This window comes from Flavobacterium profundi, assembly GCF_006491645.1.
GTDB lineage: Bacteria > Bacteroidota > Bacteroidia > Flavobacteriales > Flavobacteriaceae > Flavobacterium > Flavobacterium profundi.
The window spans coordinates 1-22811 of sequence record NZ_VDCZ01000015.1 but is presented as its reverse complement, the minus strand read 5'-3'; the positions used below and the strand labels follow the sequence as shown (position 1 = coordinate 22811).

At 30.9% G+C, this 22811-nt stretch carries 17 protein-coding genes; 7 read left to right on the top strand and 10 right to left on the bottom strand.

Going from position 1 to position 22811, the window contains the following annotated elements:
* Positions 1-86: 86 nt before the first annotated feature.
* Together FHG05_RS16275 and FHG05_RS16270 are read left to right on the top strand one after the other, a co-directional pair.
* A complete protein-coding gene (locus FHG05_RS16275; RefSeq protein ID WP_140999171.1) occupies positions 87-302 on the top strand; it encodes a hypothetical protein in 216 nt (71 codons plus the stop codon).
* A complete protein-coding gene (locus tag FHG05_RS16270; RefSeq protein ID WP_140999170.1) occupies positions 303-596 on the top strand; it encodes a type II toxin-antitoxin system RelE/ParE family toxin in 294 nt (97 codons plus the stop codon).
* Between the two features lie 3 nt (positions 597-599).
* On the opposite strand, the gene FHG05_RS16265 is transcribed toward FHG05_RS16270, so the two are convergent.
* From FHG05_RS16265 to FHG05_RS16255, 3 genes are all read right to left on the bottom strand, one after another.
* On the bottom strand, positions 600-1520 hold the full coding sequence (locus tag FHG05_RS16265; RefSeq protein ID WP_140999169.1) for a GYDIA family GHMP kinase: 921 nt from the start codon (positions 1518-1520) through the stop codon (positions 600-602).
* A gap of 115 nt (positions 1521-1635) precedes the next feature.
* A complete protein-coding gene (locus tag FHG05_RS16260; protein ID WP_140999168.1) occupies positions 1636-2952 on the bottom strand; it encodes a hydroxymethylglutaryl-CoA reductase, degradative in 1317 nt (438 codons plus the stop codon).
* A 33-nt stretch (positions 2953-2985) separates the two neighbouring features.
* Positions 2986-8958, bottom strand: a complete 5973-nt coding sequence (locus tag FHG05_RS16255) for a PAS domain S-box protein (protein WP_140999167.1) — start codon at positions 8956-8958, stop codon at positions 2986-2988.
* A gap of 131 nt (positions 8959-9089) precedes the next feature.
* On the opposite strand from FHG05_RS16255, the gene FHG05_RS16250 reads away from it, so the two are divergent.
* Genes FHG05_RS16250 through FHG05_RS16235 form a run of 4 tightly spaced genes read left to right on the top strand, consistent with a single transcriptional unit; the run spans position 9090 to position 14969 of the window.
* A complete protein-coding gene (locus FHG05_RS16250) occupies positions 9090-11261 on the top strand; it encodes a S9 family peptidase (RefSeq protein WP_140999166.1) in 2172 nt (723 codons plus the stop codon).
* Positions 11262-11303: 42 nt separating this feature from the next.
* A complete protein-coding gene (locus FHG05_RS16245) occupies positions 11304-12872 on the top strand; it encodes a peptide MFS transporter (protein WP_140999165.1) in 1569 nt (522 codons plus the stop codon).
* 37 nt (positions 12873-12909) lie between these two features.
* Positions 12910-14454 (top strand): peptide MFS transporter, encoded by a 1545-nt coding sequence (locus FHG05_RS16240; RefSeq protein WP_140999164.1) that lies wholly within the window; start codon positions 12910-12912, stop codon positions 14452-14454.
* Between the two features lie 50 nt (positions 14455-14504).
* Entirely contained in the window at positions 14505-14969 is a 465-nt protein-coding gene (locus FHG05_RS16235; protein ID WP_140999163.1) for a thioredoxin family protein, read from the top strand.
* Positions 14970-14972: 3 nt separating this feature from the next.
* Here FHG05_RS16235 and FHG05_RS16230 read toward each other — a convergent pair whose 3' ends face one another.
* The 7 genes from FHG05_RS16230 to surE are packed head-to-tail and all read right to left on the bottom strand — an operon-like array spanning position 14973 to position 20359.
* Positions 14973-15449, bottom strand: coding sequence for a hypothetical protein (locus tag FHG05_RS16230; RefSeq protein WP_140999162.1), 477 nt, complete (start codon positions 15447-15449; stop codon positions 14973-14975).
* 15 nt (positions 15450-15464) lie between these two features.
* The gene (locus FHG05_RS16225; RefSeq protein ID WP_140999161.1) at positions 15465-16985 is read right to left on the bottom strand and encodes a ComEC/Rec2 family competence protein; all 1521 of its coding nucleotides are present in this window, start codon (positions 16983-16985) and stop codon (positions 15465-15467) included.
* A gap of 20 nt (positions 16986-17005) precedes the next feature.
* On the bottom strand, positions 17006-17617 hold the full coding sequence (locus tag FHG05_RS16220; RefSeq protein WP_140999160.1) for a C40 family peptidase: 612 nt from the start codon (positions 17615-17617) through the stop codon (positions 17006-17008).
* 26 nt (positions 17618-17643) lie between these two features.
* Positions 17644-18759 carry a lipid-A-disaccharide synthase gene (gene lpxB, locus FHG05_RS16215; protein WP_140999159.1) on the bottom strand — a complete coding sequence of 372 codons (1116 nt, stop codon included), beginning with the start codon at positions 18757-18759 and terminating at the stop codon, positions 17644-17646.
* A gap of 49 nt (positions 18760-18808) precedes the next feature.
* Positions 18809-19318, bottom strand: coding sequence for a SixA phosphatase family protein (locus tag FHG05_RS16210; protein ID WP_140999158.1), 510 nt, complete (start codon positions 19316-19318; stop codon positions 18809-18811).
* Between the two features lies 1 nt (position 19319).
* On the bottom strand, positions 19320-19595 hold the full coding sequence (locus FHG05_RS16205; RefSeq protein ID WP_140999157.1) for a hypothetical protein: 276 nt from the start codon (positions 19593-19595) through the stop codon (positions 19320-19322).
* Entirely contained in the window at positions 19592-20359 is a 768-nt protein-coding gene (gene surE, locus FHG05_RS16200; RefSeq protein ID WP_140999156.1) for a 5'/3'-nucleotidase SurE, read from the bottom strand. Before surE ends, FHG05_RS16205 begins: the two co-directional genes overlap by 4 nt.
* A gap of 147 nt (positions 20360-20506) precedes the next feature.
* Between surE and FHG05_RS16195 the strand changes: the two genes are divergently transcribed.
* Positions 20507-22678 (top strand): carboxy terminal-processing peptidase, encoded by a 2172-nt coding sequence (locus tag FHG05_RS16195; RefSeq protein ID WP_140999155.1) that lies wholly within the window; start codon positions 20507-20509, stop codon positions 22676-22678.
* Positions 22679-22811 lie beyond the last annotated feature (133 nt).

The window sequence follows — 22811 nt, the reverse complement described above, 5'->3', positions numbered from 1 at the left end:
GTTTTTAACGTAATAATTCTAAAATTGAATCTTCTAAAATATGAAACAAAATAGCTATATTTGAATACTACTAAAACAGTGTTATTATGGATATGCAATTAGCAAAAATGGAATTGATTGAAATGCTTTTACACACTAAAAAAGAATCGGTTTTAAAAAAAATAAAAGCCATTTTAGAAGAAGAGCAAGACCAACTTACCGAACAAGATTATCAAATTATCGAAGCTCGAAGAAACAAGCATTTAGTTGGAGAAAGCAAATCCTACTCTTGGGAAGAAGTTAGAAAAAAATTAGGCTCTTAAATGAAGTATCATTTAATCATTAAAGAAGAAGCTTATTTCGATATTGAAGATGCCTATCACTATTATGAAGAAAATAAGTTAGGTTTAGGAGAACGGTTTTTAACTACTTTAGAAAATTATTTGGAAAGGGTGCAACTTCATCCTAAACATTATCAAATAAAAAGAAAACCATTCAGAGAAGCATTTATTAAAGACTTTCCTTATGTCATCATTTATGAGATAGAAAATAAAAACGTTATTGTTTATGCTGTTTTTTGCACATACAAAAACCCTGAAAAGAAATCTAAAAAATAGTTTTTATCCCAAAACCATGTCTTCGTAACTCAGAATGGTTGGATACCCTTTGGCTACAAAATAATCCGTTGGGTCGTTTTTAGAGAGTACCATTACAAAATCGCCTCCCCAAGCTCCTAAACTTTTAACCACACCTTTAAAATCGGGGAAGAGTTGTTCTTTTACCGTTTCGGTTTCTAACACATCGCTCATAATGGCTTGATGTTTTTCCATAAGTAAAGCAAAATCGCGACCTTCTTGAACCGTTAAGGCTTCTTGTGTAATGGCATTGATTTTTGCAATTACTTTGTCTACGCGATGTTGCTTATTGATATAATTAGAAATCGCCGATTTACTACTTTGCTTTTTATTCAAATAAACAAAGTGAATGTTTTCTTTAAAAGGCGGATTGAAGGCAACTACCTCAACAGTAGGCTTGCCATTGTCAATAGTGTACAATATAGGTTCGCCATTTTGAGCGCAAGCCACGTCGTAACCACTACCACCAAAGCTTTTTTGTAATAATTCGAAAGCATCGATTTCTAGCCAAAAGCCAATATTGTTTATTAAAGTTGAAGACGTTCCCAAACCCCAAAGTCGGGGAAAAGTAAGATGAGTCGTAATCGTGTAACCTTCACTTTCCAAGATAAAGCTTGGGTTTTGAAGAAAAGCTTGATGTAGAATTTCTAGTAAGGTATTTTTAATTTTGGAATAGGATTCTTGAAGGTCTTTGGTTTGAATGGCTTCAAAAGTAAGTGTATCTTGAAACCAAATCGTACCGTCAGAATCGTAACTTGTCCAATGTATTTCTTTGTTGCTACCTACATTTACAACTAAATTTTGTCCGAATTGAGTAGGTACAGCCAAAGCTTTTGCTCCATCTAGAACCACATATTCTCCTGTAAGGAGTAGTTTTCCGTTACTGTAAAATATTTTTTCTTGCATGATTGTGTTTTTAGCCCTGATGGAAGCGGCATCCTTTTTTATTTTGGCTTCTCGACTGCGCTCGAGGTGACAAAATAAAAAAGATATAGCGTACAGCAGGAAATAGCTCCAAAAATTATTGGCGTAAATTTTCTAAATAATCCACCACTAAGCTATGGGAAATAGTGGTGTTTTTGAAGTAATCCAATACTTTTATTTTTTCTTCTTTAGTCGCTTGGTGTTGATTTAAAATGTTATTAATATGCATTTTCATATGACCTTGCTGAATACCTGTAGTGGTTAACGAACGAACGGCAGCAAAATTTTGCGCCAGACCCGTTACCGCTACAATTTGCATAAGTTCTTCTGCACTTGGATTGCCTAACATTTGCAATGAAAATTTTACCAAAGGATGTAAACTCGTGAGTCCGCCAATGGTTCCTAAAGCCAAAGGTACTTCAATCCAAAAGGTAAAAATATCGTTTTCAATTTTGGCATGAGACAAACTGCGATATTGCCCAGACTGACTTGCGTAAGCATGCACTCCTGCTTCCACCGCTCTAAAATCATTTCCTGTAGCTAACACCACCGCATCGATTCCGTTCATGATGCCTTTGTTGTGCGTTACCGCTCGGTAAGGTTCTATTTCAGCAATATTGACTGCTGTCACAAACTTTTCAGCAAATTCACGAGGGTTGATGTTGGCATCTTCACTCATTTGGTCAACCGGACAAGAAACCTCAGCTCGTACCACACAATTGGGCACATAATTACTTAAAATACTCATGATTACCTGAATGTTTTTTTCAGTTTCGGTAAATGCTTCGTAATCGTGGGCTTCGTTTTCTAGTGTTTTAGCAAATTGTTCTAAGCAAGTGTTAATGAAATTGGCACCCATACTATCTTTTGTATTAAAAGTAGCATGCAATTGATAGTAGTTTGGTAATTCGTGGGTTTTGTTTTTTAATTGGATATCCAAAATACCACCACCACGTTTTTGCATGTTTTTGGTTGCGTTTTGGGTATCCGCAAAGAATTGAGGTTTAATCGTATTGAAAAAAGTTTCTAATTTTTCAAATGCTCCTTGGAACAAGAAATGCACTTGTCCTATTTTTTCGGTATTGATTACGGTTGCTTTAAAACCACCTCTTTCACCCCAAAATTTGGCTGCTTTAGAAGCCGCTGCCACAACCGAACTTTCTTCAATAGCCATAGGAACGGTATAGCTTTTCCCATTGATATTAAAATTAGGAGCTACCCCATAAGGCAAATAGAAATTGGTAATAGTGTTTTCAATAAATTCGTCGTGAAGCTTTTGTAGCGTTTCATTAGAATTCCAATATTGAGTAACAATTTGTTTGGCTTCTGTAGGATTTACAAAATAAGCATTTGCAATCCAGTCTATTTTTTCTTCTTTGGTAAGTTTAGAAAAACCTTTTATATGTTGCGTCATAAACGATCTCTTCTTTTAATGCCTACAAAGATACTAAACGGAAATTTTATGTACCGTTTTTATCCATTTTATTACGGTTTTTTCAAAATATTCTTTGTCGATAGGTTTTAGGATGAAATCATTCATACCAATGTCCAAACATTTTTCTTTTTCACCCGTAATAACTCCGGCTGTTAAAGCGATAATTACCACATCTTTATCTACTTTACGAATTAATTCTGTGGCTTCATAACCATTCATTACAGGCATTTGAATGTCCATTAATATAATTTCTGGTTTTGCATTTTTAAATACTTCTACAGCTTGAAGACCGTTTGAAGCTTCTGATATAACTGCATTTGGAAAAGCTCTAGTGACCAATGTTTTTGTCAACAACATATTGACTTTATTATCTTCAACAATTAGAATATTAATCTTGTTTTTATTGACTTCAACCAAATCGGAAGGAGTAATTTCATCTCCAACAAAAGGATTATTAATCTTATTTAAATAATTTTGAAGCACATTGATTTTCAAAGGTTTAATAATATTGTGAACATTCACAAAATCTTTGTTTGAAATAAAATCGGACGTAGAGTTTTGCATAATGATTAAATGTCTTTCCTGATTTTGACTCACTAATTCGATTATTTCTTGGGTAATTTTTCTATTTAGGAATTCATAATCAATAAGAATTAAGTCATATGCTGTAGCTTCTTTAATTTCAGAAACCAAGTTTTCTTTGGAAGAAAGGGTTAGACAAGGTAATTCGAGTGAGCGGAACATTCTTTCAATGACTTCACAAACCAAAGGATTATCTTCTACAACAATTGCTTTTCTAAACTTATTGTTGAGTAATATATTTTTGTTTTCACAAGTTTCCGTTTTTAAGACGATTTCAAAACTAAAACAACTTCCTTTTTTAACTTCACTGGATATTTCTAACTGACTATCCATCAATTTCAATAAACTATTGGTAATGGATAATCCTAATCCTGTTCCTCCAAAATTTCTGGTAGTAGAACTGTCTTCTTGAGAAAAAGCTTCTAATATTTTGCCTTTATTTTCTGGTTTTATACCAATACCAGTATCTTTTACTTCAAACTGTATTTTAGAACGTTGTTTGTCTACTTTAACAGCACTTATATTGAGTTCTATTTGTCCTTTTAATGTAAATTTTACCGCATTACTCAATAAATTTTGTAGAATTTGTTTCAGTCGCACCTCATCGGTCCAAATTGTACATTCAATATCTTCTTGGACATTTACAATCAATTCGATGTTTTTTTGGTGTGCGGTAAATTTCACCATATCAACAGATTGGTTTATGATACCATGCAGATTTGTTTTACTATTTTCTAAGGTTAATTTACCCGCCTCAATTTTCGATAAATCAAGAATATCATTCACAACATCGAGTAAAGATTCTGCGGATTGATTTACCGTTTGCAAATATTGTTTTTGAACTTCTGAAATACTTGTATTCAATAACAATTTACTAAAACCTATAATTCCGTTTAATGGAGTCCTAATTTCGTGACTCATATTGGCCAAGAATTCCGATTTCGCTTTATTTGAAGTTTCTGCTAATTCTCTTGCCAAAATAGCTTCTTCTGCTTTCTTTCTTTCGGTTATATCAATTAAAACACCTTCTAAATATTCCACAACACCATTTACTGTTACTGCTTCACCGTGCTCTTCTATCCAAATGATATTTCCATCTTTTTTAACTAATCTACTCGTTACTAAGAACGATTTTTTTTCTTCAATCGCTTTTCCAATTTCTACAATGGCTTTTTCTCTATCTTCTGGATGATATAGTTCATGCAATTTCACTTTTTCTGAAAAGAAATCTTCTTTAGAATAACCCGTTAGTTTTTCAAATTCGTCGTTCAAAAAGACTTTCGTTCGTTTTTCATCAAACTTTACCAAATAAACGCCACCTGGAATGTTATTTGCCAAAAGTTTGAATTTTTCTTCACTTTCTTGCAGGTCTTTTTTATTTTTAATTCTTATAATAGAAGTTGCTAAATTATTAGCTAAAGTTTCCAAAATAATAATTTCTTCTTTATCCCAAACTCTAACGGTTTTAAAATTATCAAATCCAATATAACCAATCAGTTTATCGATATGAAATACAGGAATTAATAATGCAGAAAGGATTCCCCTATCTTGTAATCTTTTTTTATGTACTAGATCTTCTACTTGATCTGTAATAATTTGATAGGATTTATTTTGAAATAATCTTTCAAATATTTTCGGATAATTTACTTCTTTTAAACCTTGAAAATGAGGATTATTAATATTCAATTGATTATCATTGGCAAACCATTCAAATTTTTGATTGACTACTTTTTCAACAGGATCATATTCATAATAGCAAACGCGATCGGAATGAATCGCTTTTGTAAAATCACCTAATGTTCTATCAAAAATTTTATCCAAGTCATCTTTTTGAATTAATTTATTGGTGTACTTTGATAGATGTGTTAAAATATTATTCTTGTAGATAATTTGCTCCTCCAGTTTCTTGGTACTCGTAATGTCTCGCATTACACAAGAAAAACCAATTAAATTATTATCATGATCTCTTTTAATCCTTACTTTTTGTGAAAACCAAACTATTTTTCCTGATTTAGCAATAACGGGTAAAACATAGGCTTCAAAATCATTTTGCTCATCGTTTTCTGGAACATAATATCGCAATGATTTTTCTTTCTCTTCTGGTGATAAGAAATTGGTAAAGTGGGTTCCAACAATTTCTTCTTTGCGATATCCTAAAATACGTAAAGTAGCATCGTTAATTAAGGTGATGATACCATTTTTACTTATATCATAAATAATATCAGGTGCATTTTGAATTAACGCTTGGTATTCATTTTCAGCAATAATTTTTTGTGTAATGTCGTGACCTGTTGCTATAAATAAATCATCCGAATATTTAAAATCGCTCCATTGTATAAATTTATATTCACCTGATCGGGTTTTTAATTTTCTAATATGTATGGCATTGGGCTGATATTTAAGATTATAATCAATTTTCTCAAATTCTTTATCTTCTGTTAAATTCCAAAAATTATAACCTAGCACTTCATCAGGTGCATATCCTAAAATCCCTACAATAGAGTCGCTACAAAAAGCCACACTCCCATATTTATTACAAGCAATAGTAATAGAGTTGGACTGATTGATTATATTATTGGTAAAAACTAATTTATCATGTGTATTTAAAAAATTAATTCTTCTATAAAAATTGATAATTGTAATTATAAAAGAAGCACTAACCAACTGAATATAAATCCCTTTATTTTCATTTTCTAAAATTAAAAAACAAACTACTAAAGAGATAATAATAATAGTGTAAATAATATAATTTCTGAACTTTTTAAAAACATTATATGAGAAAAATAACAGTAATAAAAATTCAGAAAAATTGACAAAATTTATTTCAGAGTAGCTTAAATTATTTAATACAACTAAGGTGATAATTATAAAAAAGAATCTAAAAATCCACTCCAAATTCTTTTTTATTTTTTGAATATAAGAAAACAGGTAAAGGAAAATGGCACAAAATCCTAAAATAATTTTTGTTATTACCTCATTCTCATTATAAATTTCAAATACAAAATATGCAATTTGAGTGGTTATAATAATGATACCAAAATATAAAAAATAATTTTTTAAATCGTATTGAAGTTCATTTTCAGAAATATTCTTGACAAAATCTTTATTGTATTTAGAAGAATCGCGAACTAAATAATTAAAGGCAAAAATTGTCAAGGAGCAGATTAACAAAATAAACCACCAAGTAGTATAAAAAGGGGTTTCGATAATAAAGGAATAATAGGTAATATTTCCTAAATCATTTCCTAAAGTATCTACTTCTTTAACATAAAATCTATAATTTCCAGGTGGTAAATTATAATAATTTATATCTTTATTTTTAGTAGGTTTTGTCCAAAAATCATTAAGCCCTTTCAGTTTATAGGAATAATAATTATTTTCTGCTAAGGAATTATTTATTTGGCCAATATGAAATGTGATGGAATTTTCTGCATGATTGAAACTATGATTTTCATCAGGTACATTGAAATACTTGTTGCTTTTCGACTCAACGTCGTAATCCTGATTGTTCACTAATAACTTTGTAATGAAAATGGGCGCCGATTTCTCGGAATTATGCTGTTTCTGATTTTTATAATAGTATTTGTATAGTCCTTTTACGGTTCCCAAATAAATATTTCCTTCTTCATCTACAAAATCAGCTTTAGTATTCGTTTCAATTCCATCAAACATATTACTAGAATTCAAACTTTCTATATTTACAATCCCTCCGTCTTTGCTAGAAGTGATGCGTTCCAATCCTAAATTAGAACCCACTAAAATATTATCTTTGATTCCTGTAAAAGTATAAATCAAAGTAGAGGAAAGACCTTCATTTGTACCAAATGATTTAATTTTATATTCTTTGTTTACAGAATATATTTTACTTTCTCCAGCATACCAAATGGTATTGTATTTGTCTCGAGCACTTAAAAAAAGTAACTTGTCCAAAATCTTTTTGGTAACTACAAATTGACCGTCTTTATTTTCTAAAGTATAAAGACCTAATCCAGTCGCAACTAACCATCTGTTTTCTTCAACTTGTTCAATATTATAAACATTTTGTACTTTACTGTTTTTAAAAAAACGAGCTTTTACTTGAAACTTAGCATCTAAAATAAGTAATCCATCACCCAATGTCCCTACCCAAAGTCGGTTCTGAGTATCTTTCTTTAAAGTGTTTACAGAAATTGATGGAAAAACATTCTTTAGCGAGTCTTTTCTATACGCATATAAGCCTTTTTCAGAACCAATAAGCAATTGATTTTCGTAAGGAATCATACAAGACACCCGTTTATCTAAAGGCAATTTTTGATCAAACTCTAAGTTAAAAAAATCTTTTCTATGAAAACTATTTAACCCATAATCTCTGCTAAATACAAAAAGATTGTTTTTATATTCTGAAATGGAAAAAATGGATTTGGTATTGAGCTCTGGAATATCACTGTATTTAACAAAAGTTTGATTACTAAACTGAATTACTCCTAAACTTATAGAAGCTAAAGACAAGCTACTATTTTCTACATAAATATCATTTATTTCTGTATGCGGAAACCCATTTCTAGTATCAATAATAACATAATTCCCACTTTTATAAATAACCCCTACTCCTTCAAATCCTCTTCCTGAAACCCAAATATTCCCAGAATCGGTTTTATAAATGTTATTAATATTTAAGGAAGTTCCTTTATAATCTTTTACAGTGGTAATTAATCGATTATAGATATATTTTTCTTTATTGAAGTGTAAAATGTATACCTGACCTTGATCATCTCCTACATAATGAAAGGTTTTTTTATTTTGAGTAATGCATATATTTTTATCGGCAAAATCAAGTAAAGTAAACGTATTGTTTGTGTATTGATACAGTCCTTTGTCTGTGGCAATCAATAAGCTATTATTATCTAAGTTTGTAACTCCATTTATAGTGTTTATGGCTTTACCTTCAATACTAAGTAAAGGAAGTATTTTGTTATTTTTTTCAATAGAATAAATTCTTTTTTTACTTACTCCATATACAGTTGTATCAATTTTGACAATTTTTTGAATCACATCTACTGTGTCATTTATCTTCTTATAGTCAATAATTTTGGTAAATTGCTGACCGTTAAAAACTAATAAACCTCTGTATTTAGTAAGTAAAAGTAATTCTCCTTTATGCTCTGCGATATCAGTAATAAAAAAATTCTCAATATCCTGATATTTATTGTAGTTAATGAAACTATTCCCGTCGTAACGAATTAAACCAGTTCCATTAGAACCATACCAAAGTAGCCCATTACTACTTTTAAAAATTTTATTTACTGAAGAAGATGGAAACCCCTTTTCCTGATTAATAACTTCAAAATTATATTGCTGACTATAGTTTTGATGACTTATCAGGAAGAAAAATGAAAATAAAATTAAATGGTAAAGTTTAATCATATTCAGTAAATAGCAGGTAGTTAAGCTCGTAAAAATACAAAAAAATTACATCTTTAGCAAAATAAGTTAAATTTGATGGTTATTTGATAAAAAATCCCTATTATTGGGGGTTTTTTAATAATTAAAACGATATGACAAGTAAGAAAATCACGTTGCTTATTTTATTAATCGCTTCGTATTCAATAGTTGCGCAACAAAAAATAACATTAGAAGAAATTTGGACTGGAGCTTTCAGAACAAAAGGCATGGATGAATTACATGCTCTTAAAAACACCAACCAGTATACGGTATTAGATTTTGACCGAGCTTCTCGAAGTATGCAAATTGATTTATATGATTTTGAAACTTTAGAAAAAGTAACCACTTTAATTAACACTAAAGATTTTCCTGAATTAGAAAGTATCGACAATTATGCATTCGATCAATCAGAAACTAAGATTTTATTAGCAACGCATTCATCTCCAATTTTTCGACACTCTTTTACAGCAGATTATTTTGTTTATGATACGAAAACAAAATCGCTATATAAGTTCACCAATAATGCCATTCAAGAGCCTACTTTTTCCTCAGATGGTTCTAAAATAGCCTATGCTTTTGAGAACAATCTATATGTTTATGACACTACTTCTAAAACCAACTTACAGATTACGCAAGATGGTCAAAAAAATAAAATCATAAATGGAATTACAGATTGGGTTTATGAAGAAGAATTTGCATTTGTAAAAGCCTTTGATTGGAACAAAACAGGTGATAAAATAGCGTATATCCGTTTTGACGAATCAGAAGTTCCTGAATTCTCTATGGATTTATACAACGAAGGACTTTACCCTTCACAATATGTTTTTAAATATCCGAAAGCTGGCGAAAAAAATGCTACGGTTTCTCTACATGTTTATGACTTAAAAACCAATACAAGTTCAAAAATTAACTTAGGAAATTATACCGATTTTTATATTCCAAGAATCCAATGGACTAATGAAGCTAACATTTTGAGTGCTCAAGTTATGAATCGCCATCAAAACAATTTAGATTTACATTTTATTGATGCTTCTTCTGGAAAAACAAACATCGTTCTTAATGAAAAAGATAAGGCTTATATCGATATAACAGATAATTTAACTTTTTTAAGTGACAATAGCTTTATTTGGACATCCGAAAAAGATGGATACAACCACATTTATCATTATGATAAAAATGGAAAATTATTAAATCAAGTTACCAAAGGAAATTGGGAAGTAACTGCCTATTATGGTTTTGATGAAAAAAATAAAACAATCTATTTTCAATCGGTAGAAAACGGTTCAATAAATAGAGATATCTATTCGATACATATTTCAGGAAAAAAGAAAAACAGACTAACGTCTAAAACAGGAACAAACGATGCTACGTTCAGTCCTAATTTCCAACTTTTCATCAACACCTATTCTAGTGCTACTCACGCTCCTTTGTACACTTTAAATGACTCTAAAACAGGTAAAGAATTAAAAGTAATTCAATCCAATGAAGCCTTAGAAAGTAAAGTAGCTCAATATAATATTGCTCCTAAAACGTTTTTTACTTTAACTACAGAAAAAGGACACACATTAAATGCTTGGTCTATTAAGCCAAAAGATTTTGATGCTTCTAAAAAATATCCTGTATTAATGTACCAATATTCTGGTCCAGGATCTCAGCAAGTAGCAAACCAATGGAATTCTAGTAATGATTATTGGTACTATATGCTGGCTCAAAAAGGATATATTGTAATTTGTGTAGACGGAAGAGGAACGGGTTTTAAGGGTGCTGAATTTAAAAAATGCACCTATAAAGAATTAGGAAAATACGAAGTAGAAGATCAAATTAATGCCGCAAAAGTGATTGCCAAATACGAATATGTAGATGCTTCCAGAATTGGAATTTGGGGTTGGAGTTATGGCGGTTTTATGAGTAGCAATTGTATTCTAAAAGGGAATGATGTATTCAAAACAGCTATCGCAGTTGCTCCTGTAACAAGTTGGAGATATTATGATTCTATTTACACGGAAAGATACATGCAAACGCCACAAGAAAACGCGAGTGGTTATGATGACAATTCACCTATCAATCATGTAAACAAATTAAAAGGAAACTATTTACTTGTACATGGTACAGCAGATGACAATGTACATGTTCAAAATACAATGAAAATGATTGAAGCTTTAGTACAAGCCAACAAACAGTTTGACTGGGCCATTTATCCAGATAAAAACCATGGGATTTATGGTGGTAAAACCCGACTTCAATTGTATACCAAAATGACAAATTTTATCATAAACAATTTATAAAAGAGGCGTTGACTAGCCTTCATAATCTTTAATTTTTTACATATGGATTTTTCATTAGGACTAATAATTTTTGGATGGATTTTTTGCTTGATATGGATACCTATGGTAATCAAAGCAAATATTAAAATACATCCAAGAGCACTCTTTGTTTGCTTTTTTGCAGAAATGTGGGAACGTTTTTCCTATTATGGAATGAGAGCTTTACTTACCTTGTATATGGTTAAAGTTGTTTTCCAACAAATAGCTAGTGGTGAGGCAGATGTAAAATCTCTTGCAATTTATGGAACATATACTGCTTCTATCTATCTTGGGCCTATTATTGGAGGAATGATGGCAGATAAATTTTTAGGCTTTAGAAAATCTATTTTATTAGGTGGAATTTTAATTAGCATCGGTCATATTGTGCTAGCTGCTCAAGGTTTGGTAGCAGAAACTAATGAATTTTTCTTCTTTATTGCACTTTCATTCATAGTAGTAGGTACTGGTTATTTTAAACCAAATATTTCAAGTTTCTTAGGTAAATTTTATGAACAAGATGACCCAAGAAAAGACCCAGCTTACAATATTTTTTATATGGGCATTAATGTAGGAGCATTTTTATCAGCTCTTACATGTGGGTATTTAGGAGAAAGTGTTGGATGGCATTGGGGTTTTGGTTTAGCAGGTATAGGCATGTTTATTGGATTGATTGTTTTTTGGAAAAACCTTAAACATTTTGAAGGAAAAGGACTTGTTCCTGATGATAAATTTGACACTCAAAGTGTTTTTGCAGGTTTGAGTGCAAATAAATTAATAATACTACTAAGCTTCATTGCAGTGCCTTTATGGGCAATTTTATTCAGTTATGATAATGTATTTAAATTTGGTTTAACAGGAATTACGATTGTTGTTTTAGTTTATTTAATTTATCTTAGTACACAATACGAAAACGGATCTAGACTACTCGTCGTTTTAATATTATTTATATTCCATGCCATGTTTTGGGCTTTATTTGAGCAAGCTGGAGGTTCATTAACACTAATTACTGATAGATTTGTTGATAGATTTATCGGTAGTTCAGAAATTCCCGCATCGCAATTTCAAGCTTTAAATGCATTGTTTATTGTAATTTTCGCACCCATTTTTGCTTGGTTTTGGATGAAACTAAATAAGCTAAAAATGGAACCTAGCACACCATTAAAATTCGTTTATTCTTTGGTTCTTTTAGCTATGGGATTTTTAATTATTGTATTGGGAGCAAAATCAGCAATGGCATCAGGTGATAAAATTGTTATTTGGGTAATTATATTTATGTATCTTTTTCATACTTTGGGAGAGCTATGTTTATCACCAGTGGGATTGTCAATGATAACAAAATTATCACCATCTCATATAGTAGGTTTTACAATGGGAGTTTGGTTTTTATCTTATTCTGTAGGTAATAAAGTAGCCACAGAAATTGGAAAATTAATAAGTGTTGGGGAAGTTGCGGAAAATGCTTCAATGGCAGAACAAATAAATCCTTATGTAGATGTTTATCTTCAATGGGGTGTATATGTAGTTTTAGGCTGCGCAGTAATTTTACTACTACTGGTTCCATTACTTAAAAAACTTATGAAAGGAATACATTAAAAAGTAATAAATTAAATCTAACTTACAATTATAACTTATGAGTCAAAATTCAACCGATCAATTTTTTAAAAACAATGTCCTAGGGCATCCAGCAGGCCTTTTTGTATTATTCTTTACAGAAATGTGGGAACGCTTTTCTTATTATGGAATGCGTGCATTATTAGTACTCTTTTTAACCTCTTCTTTTGCAAAAGGAGGATGGGAATGGAGTGTAGAAGATGCTTTAGCTCTTTATGGTACCTATACTATGTCAGTATATTTCACTCCTGTTGTAGGTGGATTTTTAGCTGATAAATATTTAGGATACAGATGGGCAGTGGTTTTAGGAGCTTTAGCAATGACTTTAGGTCATGCATCAATGGCTGTTGAAACCCCAATGTTTTTATATATTGGAATTGGTTGTTTGATAATAGGTAATGGTCTCTTCAAACCTAATATGACATCGATAATTTCAAATGCTTATGCAAATCATCCTGAGAAAAAAGATGGTGCTTATTCTTTATATTACATGGGAGTAAATGCAGGTGCATTTCTTGGAATTATGCTATGTGGTTATATTGGAGAAAAAATATCTTGGAGTTGGGGGTTTGGACTTGCTGGAATTTTTATGCTTTTAGGAATGTTGCAATTCTATTTTACTCAAAATATTTTTGGTGAAATTGGTTTAAAACCTACAGCAGAATCGAAAAAATTAGCTCAAGAAAAAGCCGCTCAAGAATCAACTCCGGCAAATGTAATTAGAGATCGAATTATTGCTGTTGTAATATTTTCTATTTTCACTGTTTTCTTTTGGGCTGCTTTTGAACAAGCTGGAGGATCAATGACCATTTTTGCAGAAAAATTTACTCAAAGAGAATTATTTGGAAATGCGGCTTCAACATTTAAAATAGTAGACGCTGTTTTAACAATTATTCCTCTAATAATTATAACTTATGTTTTAATAAAACTTTTCAAACAAACCTTCAAAAAATATGCAATAGGAAATATTATTCTTTCTTTGAGTTTTATTATTATATGGGGAATTGTACTTTGGAAAGTTGGAAGAGAATTTTCTGCAACTGGGACTGAGGTTCCTGCAACATGGTTTGGTATTTTAAATTCCTTATTTATTGTTTGTTTTGCTCCAGTATTTTCAAAGTGGTGGGAAAGTAAATATAATTTATCAGGACCAATGAAATTTGGGCTCGGGTTAACATTACTAGGGTTAGGTTTTGGTTTTTTAGCATATGGAAGTATCGATATTGTATCTGGTGAAGAAGTAGTAAGAGTTAGTATGTTTTGGTTAATCGCTGCCTATTTATTTCACACTTTAGGAGAGTTATGTATATCCCCTGTAGGACTTTCTTATGTTAGTAAACTAGTTCCTGCAACATGGATTGGAATTATGTTTGGAGTCTATTATCTATTCATAGGAATGGGTAACAAATTAGCTGGTTCGATGGGTGGAATGATTGAGGAAATAACTGAAAAATACAGTCTATCAACTTTCTTTTTAATATTTACTATTGTTCCAATTACAGCTGGTGTAATAATGGTAGTTCTGTCTCCAGTCATGAAAAAATTAATGCACGGTGTAAGATAACCAACATTTTTTGGCATCTTTTTTGTCTAAATTTGTATAAAAATATCAAAATGAAAAAAATAGCTTTATTACTAATAGTAATCCTATTTAGCTTTACTGCAAATGCACAAGAATTAACTTGGCATACCGATATGGCTAAAGCTTCAGAATTATCTATCAAGGAAAAAAAACCAATGTTACTGTTTTTCACGGGTTCTGACTGGTGTGGTTGGTGCATTCGTTTACAAAAGGAAGTTTTACAAACACCTGAATTTGAAAAATGGGCGAAAGAAAACGTAGTTCTTGTAGAATTGGATTTCCCAAGAAGAACACCACAAGACGAAACTATAAAAGCTCAGAATTATCAAATGCAAAACATGTTTCAAGTAAGAGGATATCCTACTATATGGTTTGTATCTCCTGAAAAAACAGACGAAGGAAAAATGAACTTAAAAGGCTTAGGAAGTACTGGCTATGTAGCTGGCGGACCAACAAAATGGTTAGATGGCGCTTCAAAAATTGTAGCCAATAAATAAAAATTATTTCAATCTATAATATCCCTTTTCAGCTGTTGCATGAAAAGGGATATTTTTTTGTCTACACGTTGTTTTCCATTGGTCCACCAAATAAAAAGAATTACTATTATCAGCAATTATTTCTTTTGGCTGAACCATTTCTATCAAGCGCACTAAATTTATTTTTGGATTTTGGATAAGCACCACATAATCTGCTTTTAAATTGAACTCAAAAACGCCCATTTGATCCACAATTAAAATTCGATTATTATGATAACTCATTACATTTTGCAGTGCATTTATTTGATAACGATTTGTATGCAATCCTCTTTTATAATTCTTTATAGTTTCTTCATTGAAAACCGAATCATGACTAAAAAACTGAACTTGATTTCCTTTTTTAGCGCTTAAAAGTGTTTTTTTACTATTAAAAACTATCAATTCATCTGTACTTTGTTTTGTCCATTCAATATAAATTATGCCAATTTGAAATAGTAACAACGCAATAGCCGTGTTTCAAAAGGCAAACCATTTTAATTTATAACACCAATATATAAAGAAAAGAATAATCAAATAAGACAATATTACCATTTCGCTAGTAAAAGAAATATTTTTTATAACACCACTATCAAAAGTTGCTATAACTGCTATAAATTGATTCATAGTACTAATTAAAAAAGAGATCATAGTGCCTAGTAAAAACGCTATGGGTTTAAAAATAAAATTAAACAATAAAGTGAGACTGCCAAGAATCAAAACCAAACTAGCTAAAGGAATTACAACTATATTTGCCAACAAAAAAAGTAATGGCAATTGATGAAAATAATATAATGTTAAAGGCAGCACTCCAATTTGAGCCGCTAAAGAAACTAGAACAATATCTATAAAATAAACACCTATTTTATGTTTTGTAAAATAGCATTTTTCATAAAAGGGTTGGAACAGTAAAATAGATATAACTGCTGCATAACTTAATTGAAAACCAATATCAAATATATAATTAGGATTAAAAAGCAGCAAAAGTAAAGCAGAAACTGCTACCGCATTAAAAACATGATTTTGCCGATTATAAAAAGTACCTAAACTAACAAAACTAAAAAGCGTTACTGCTCTAGTTACAGATGCTGGCAATCCAGTTAATAAAGCAAAAAGCCACAAAAGACCTAAAATTAAAAACAGTCGTAGAATACTTCCATATTTGCTCTTTTCAAGTGGTTTTAAAAGCAATGAAAAAAAGAAATACAATATCCCTATATGCAAACCAGAAATTGCTAAAATGTGTATAACACCTGTCTTAGTATAATTCGCTATTGTTTCTTCATCAATTACATGACGTTGCCCAAATAATAGGGCTTCTAAAACACTTTTCGTTTTCCTATCAAATTGGTGTTCATCAAAAGAAGCGATTAGTTTTTCTCTTACATTTTGTATATAATAATTCGCATTTTTATGGATTCTAGTAGTAATAATGCTTCCTTTTCTGCAAAATATTTGATGAGAAATATTCAATTTTTGCAGATATTCACTATAATCAAATTGATACGGATTTGTAGCTTTAAAAGTGGGAAGTAATTTTCCTAATATTATAATTTCCTGACCTGATTTTAAATTCGCATCGCCCTTTTCACTGTAAACTAAAATTTTACCAAAACAGTTTGTATTATTAAATTGGGACAACGAAACAATATATTTACAAAAGTTTTCACTTGGTTTTAAAACGGAAACAATAGTTCCTTTCACAGCAGTATCATTAGTGTTTACCAGAAAATGTGAATAATGGTTTTTGTAATGGCTATCAGTATGCCAATAATGGGCTTCACTTCCCAAGCAAAAAAATAAAAAATAGACTGCAATTCCAAAATAAACATCCTGAAACCATTTTTTCTTAGCTCTTAAATAAGTTACACTACTTATTAAAAAAGCAACACTAATCGCTAGGTTAAGATAGCTTATATTGGGTTCAAAAAAAGAATTAAAGACTATCCCAAGTATAAATGAAGCTGTAAGGGTTATTATGGGAAACTTAAAAAACTTCATATTGGAATTTTAAATAGAAATTAGTATTCTAAAACTCTATTTATTTGTGCAAATGTCTTCCCGTAATAGGCATCAGATGTAGAAGAAACAATTACTCCTTTTTGTGTAGACGAATGAATAAATTTAATTTCGTTTGGTAGAACTTCAACAATGATTCCTACATGATTTATAACCGACTTTCCATTGGTTTTAAAAAAAATTAAATCGCCAGGCTGTGCCTCTTTTGTACTCATCATCTCCCCTTCTTTTGCCATATCTATCGATGTTCGAGGTAGTTTTATATCATAATTCCCAAAAGTACTAAAAACCAAACCGGAACAGTCCATTCCCATTCTAGTGGTTCCTCCAGTTTTATAAGATACTCCTAAATTTCGAAGTGCATCGTCTACTATTTGATTGGCTATTGCATTTTCACTTTTAGATACTCTAACATAAGTTGTCTTATCATATTCATTAGTAGTTTCCGAATCATAAGAAGTATTTGCAGCTACTCTATTAGTTACTTTCTTTTCTTTAGTATATGAATAAACCCCCTTTTCAACAGCTTCTTCTTTAGAAGTGATGATGTTAGATTGGGTTTTACAACTTACGATAGTAATAGCGAGAAATAATAAATAAGTAATTCTTTTCAAAATGTATTTTTTTGCTAAAATAAATATTATTTTTTTATAGAAGATACAATTAAGTGAGCTGTTTTTTCACTTGCTCCTACGCCACCTAATTTTTCTTCTAAAATGTTATAATTTTCAATCATTTTGGCTCTCTCAGTTCCCTGCAAAATTTTATTTAATTCCGTTTTAAGTTGGCGCGAATTAAAGTCGTCTTGAATTAACTCTTTCACTACTTCTTTATCCATAATTAAGTTTACCAATGAGATATATTTCAAAGTAATAATCCGTTTGGCAATTTGATACGAAACCCAACTCCCCTTATAACATACTACTTCAGGCACTTTAAACAATGCCGTTTCTAGAGTAGCCGTCCCAGAAGTAACCAAAGCAGCTTGAGCAACTTCTAATAAATCATAGGTTCTATTTGAAATAAAATGTACGTTCTCTTTTTTCAGAAAAGGCTCATAAAATGAAAAATCTTGACTTGGCGCTCCAGCAATAACAAATTGGTAATCCTGGAAATCCTTCACAATTGACAACATGCCTGAAAGCATTTTAGTAATTTCTTGTTTTCTACTTCCTGGTAAAAGCGCTATAATAGGCTTCTCAGTTAATTTATTTTCAAGTATAAAAGTCGCTCGATCCACTTTTTTCCTATTATTAATGGCATCAATTAACGGATGGCCCACAAATGACACAAGAAAATGATGTTTTTCTTCATAGAAATCTTTTTCGAAAGGTAAAATAACATACATATAATCTACATCTCTCTTAATTGCTTTAATTCTATTTTCTTTCCAAGCCCAAATTTGAGGAGAGATATAATAATGCGTCGGAATATTTCTTTCTTTTGCCCAAGTAGCAATACGCATATTAAACCCAGGATAGTCAATGAAAATTATAACATCGGGTTGAAAAGCTTGGATATCAGATTTACAAAATTTAATATTATTCAAAATGGTTTTTAAATTTAAAACCACTTCTAAAAATCCCATAAATGCCAAATCTCGATAATGCTTTACAAGAGTTCCTCCTGCATTTTGCATTAAATCGCCTCCCCAAAACCGAATACTCGCATTGGGGTCTTCTTTATAAATAGCTTTCATAAGATTAGAGCCATGCAAATCTCCAGAAGCCTCACCAGCAATTATATAATATTTCATTTACATCGAATTAATAATATATTATTTTATCAATTTATAGAATTGCACCTTAAAAATTGTACAAACTACAGTCAACTAAATGTTCATCAGAATAGGTTAATATCCATATTTTACTATAAACATCTTCTGTTAACTCTTTAAATTTATCTTTTCCAATTAATTGATTTACCAAGACTGGAATACTATTTGAATGTCCTACTACTATTGCGGTTTCCCCTTTTACTTTCGACCATAAATAAGTAGAAAAATTGGGGTCTTTTGGATTGTACATTTCAACAGTAATGCTTTTACTTGCTGCAACTGGTGCAACAGTTTTTTTTGTTCGTATGTATGGTGACGAAAAAATTTGATTAACATCGATGTCAGATAATAAAAAACGAAGTCGTTCTGCTCGTTGTTTTCCTTCAACTGTTAGTTCAGGATCTTTAGAGCCGTCTAGCATTTTTTCAGCATGACGCACTAGAATAATTTTAGTGACTACAGGATCCTGATTGATCTTTTGTGCCATCAAAGTAGAACCAAAAAATAAAAACAAGAGTACTACTATTCTTTTTTTCATATTATAAAAATAAGGTTATTATTACTAAAAGAAACATTGCTAAAATTATACCTCTAGCTATAAAATCTTTATTTTTTTTCAATAAAATAAAAAACAAAACCAGGTTAGGTACACTTCCTAATGCAATAACTTTGCCAATCATTCCAGCCTGTCTCATGATTCTAAAACCTTCTACAAACCCTTGTTTTGTAAAAAACTGAAGGGCAAAAAATGTTCCGATAAGAGCTCCTAAAAGTCCTATGAACAAACCTAATAAAATGTCTTTTTTTGATGTCATAATTTCCATGAGTTTAAAGTACTTATTGCATGATGAGCGGTTAAATCAAACTGCACAGGCACTACCGAAATATAGTTTTGTCTTAACGCCCATTCATCTGTATCTTCTCCCAAATCTTTGTTTACAAATTCACCAGTTAACCAAAAATATTCTTTTCCTTGAGGATTGGTTCTTTTGTCAAATTCTTCCACCCACATCGCTTTCGCTTGACGACATATTTTAACACCCTGTATTTCACTCGCATCCACTTTAGGAAAGTTAACATTTAAAACAACTCCCTCAGGCAAACCATTTTTTAAAACAGCCGAAACAATAGATTTTACATACGATCTCAAAGGCTCAAAATTAGTATTCCAACTATAATCTAAATGTGAAAAGCCTATTGCCGGAATTCCTTCTATTCCTGCCTCAACAGCAGCACTCATCGTTCCAGAATAAATTACATTAATGGAAGAATTGGAACCATGATTTACCCCAGAAACACACAAATCTGGTTTGCGCTTTAAAATTTCATGAACTGCCATTTTTACACAATCCACAGGAGTACCAGAACAACTGTATTCATGCTCAATTTCAGCATCTAAATTAACCTTGTCTAAATGCAAAGTGTTATTGATAGTAATCGCATGACCCATAGCACTTTGAGGACTATCTGGAGCTACCACAATAACCTCTCCAATCTCTTTCATAACACTTATTAGAAAACGGATTCCAGGTGCTACAATACTATCATCATTGGTCACTAAAATAAGGGGTTTTTTCATGTTTAATTTTTTGCTAAAATAAATAATTTAAATGGAACCAAATATCAACCCACTTAAATTTAAAAAATTTAGTTAAAGTGAAAAAAATGTGTTAAATTGCGATGTAATGGCATGATTTTTTATGTACATTAGTAGAAATTTTTATTGATGACCCAAATTGTTGATTTTATGAGAAGAAATTATAAGGTTATTTTGTTGATAACTGCCTTATCCGCAGTTTTATGGAGTTTTATACCTACTAAGAAAACAGAAGATCCCGAGAAAGACAAACTGCTCTTGGAACTATTGACCTACGTGCTTGAAAAGGGACATTACAGCCCTGTTGAGATTAATGACTCTTTTTCAAGAGAAGTGTATGATAAATATATCACTGGAATCGATCCTACAAAAAGATTCTTTTTAGCTTCAGATATTAAAGAATTTGATCAATACAAGCAAGTAATAGACGACATGATTAAAACGAAAGACCTTTCTTTCTTTTATTTAACAAATGCTCGTCTTTTGAAAAGAATTTCAGAATCAAAATCTATTTACAAAACGTTATTAGCAAAACCCTTTGATTTTTCAACTGAAGAATTTATTGATACAGATTATGAAAATCAATCCTATGCTAAAAATGATAAAGATTTAAAAGAAAGATGGCGTAAGCAATTAAAATTGTCTTTGTTATCTACTATTACTGACAAACAAAAATTAGAACACAATAAAAAAGAAAAAGATCCTAACTACAAAGAAAAGAAATTTGAAGAAATTGAAAAAGAAGCACGTGAAAGCTCATTAAAATCTTTAAATGAATATTTTGATTTTGTAGAAAATGAACTAGACAGTAATGACTGGTATTCTATTTTTATCAATTCTGTTGTAGAACAATTTGACCCTCATACTTTTTATTTTTCTCCTGAAGAAAAAGATAAATTCGACATTAGCATGAGTGGAAAATTTGAAGGAATTGGAGCTCGTTTACAAAAGAAAGACAATGTAGTTGAAGTTTCTGAGTTAATTTCAGGTGGGCCTGCTTGGCGTTCTAAAGAATTAGAGGCTGGTGATATCATTCTTAAAGTAGCGCAAGGCAAAGAAGAGCCTCTTGATATTGCAGGTATGCGTCTTGATGATGTGGTTAAAAAAATCAAAGGTGCTAAAGGAACAGAAGTGCGTCTTACTGTTAAAAAAGTAGATGGTTCTATTGAAGTAATTTCAATTATTAGAGATGAAGTTGAAACGGAAGAAACTTTTGCCAAATCTTCAGTTGTTGAAAAGAATGGAATGAAGTACGGAGTGATTTACTTGCCTAAATTCTATATTAGTTTTGACAACAAAGACAACCGAGATGCCTTTAAAGATGTTGCTATAGAAATAGAACGCCTAAAAGAACAAAATGTTCAAGGAATTGTAATGGACTTAAGAGGTAACGGTGGTGGATCATTAGAAACTGTAGTTAACATGACGGGATTGTTTATTGAACAAGGTCCTGTTGTACAGGTAAAGTCTTCCGATAGAAAAAAAGATATTCTTTCCGACAAAGATCCAGCAGTTCAATGGACAGGCCCTCTAGTAGTTATGGTTGATAATTTTTCTGCTTCTGCTTCTGAAATTTTTGCAGCTGCAATTCAAGATTACAAAAGAGGAATTATCATTGGTAGTAAACACACTTATGGAAAAGGAACCGTTCAAAACATAATCGATTTAAATCAATTTGTTAGAAGTAATTCTTTTGGAGATTTAGGAGCATTGAAAACTACTACTCAAAAATTCTATAGAATTAATGGAGGTTCTACTCAAAGAGAAGGTGTTTTAAGTGACATTGTACTTCCAGATCGATTTGCTTATTTAGATATGGGTGAACGTGACGAAAAAAATGCTTTACAATGGGATAAAATTGATGCGGCAGATTACAACCCAATCTTTTCTGGATTTGAATCTATTATCGCAAACAGTAATAAAAGAATTGCTGATAACCAATATTTCAAATTAATTGATGAAAATGCAAAGTGGATTTTTGAAAGAAAAGATGACAATACCTACAATTTAAGTATTGACAAGTTCAAAGAAAAAATGGAATTAGTGGATTTAAAATTGAAAAAATTTAAATCGCTATCAGATTATAAAAACAACCTAACTTTTACTTCTTTACCAAACGAGTTGGCTTTATTTAAATCAGATCCAGTTCTGAAAGAAAAAAGAAGCCGTTGGCATGAAGATTTAGGAAAAGACATTTATATCGATGAAGCTTTAAATGTATTAAGTGACCTTGACCAAATTGGTTTGCGAAGTGTTGTTTATACCAAAAACAGAAAAGGAAAACTTGACAAAATAGATTAATAAAAAATAAAAAAAGGGTTCAAAATGCACTGCCCCCAAAAAGTTAGACACTATTTGGGGGTATTTTTATGGAAAGAAAAGTCAAGTACGATTATGCATTTAAATTAGAATGCGTAAGATTAGTTTTAGAAAA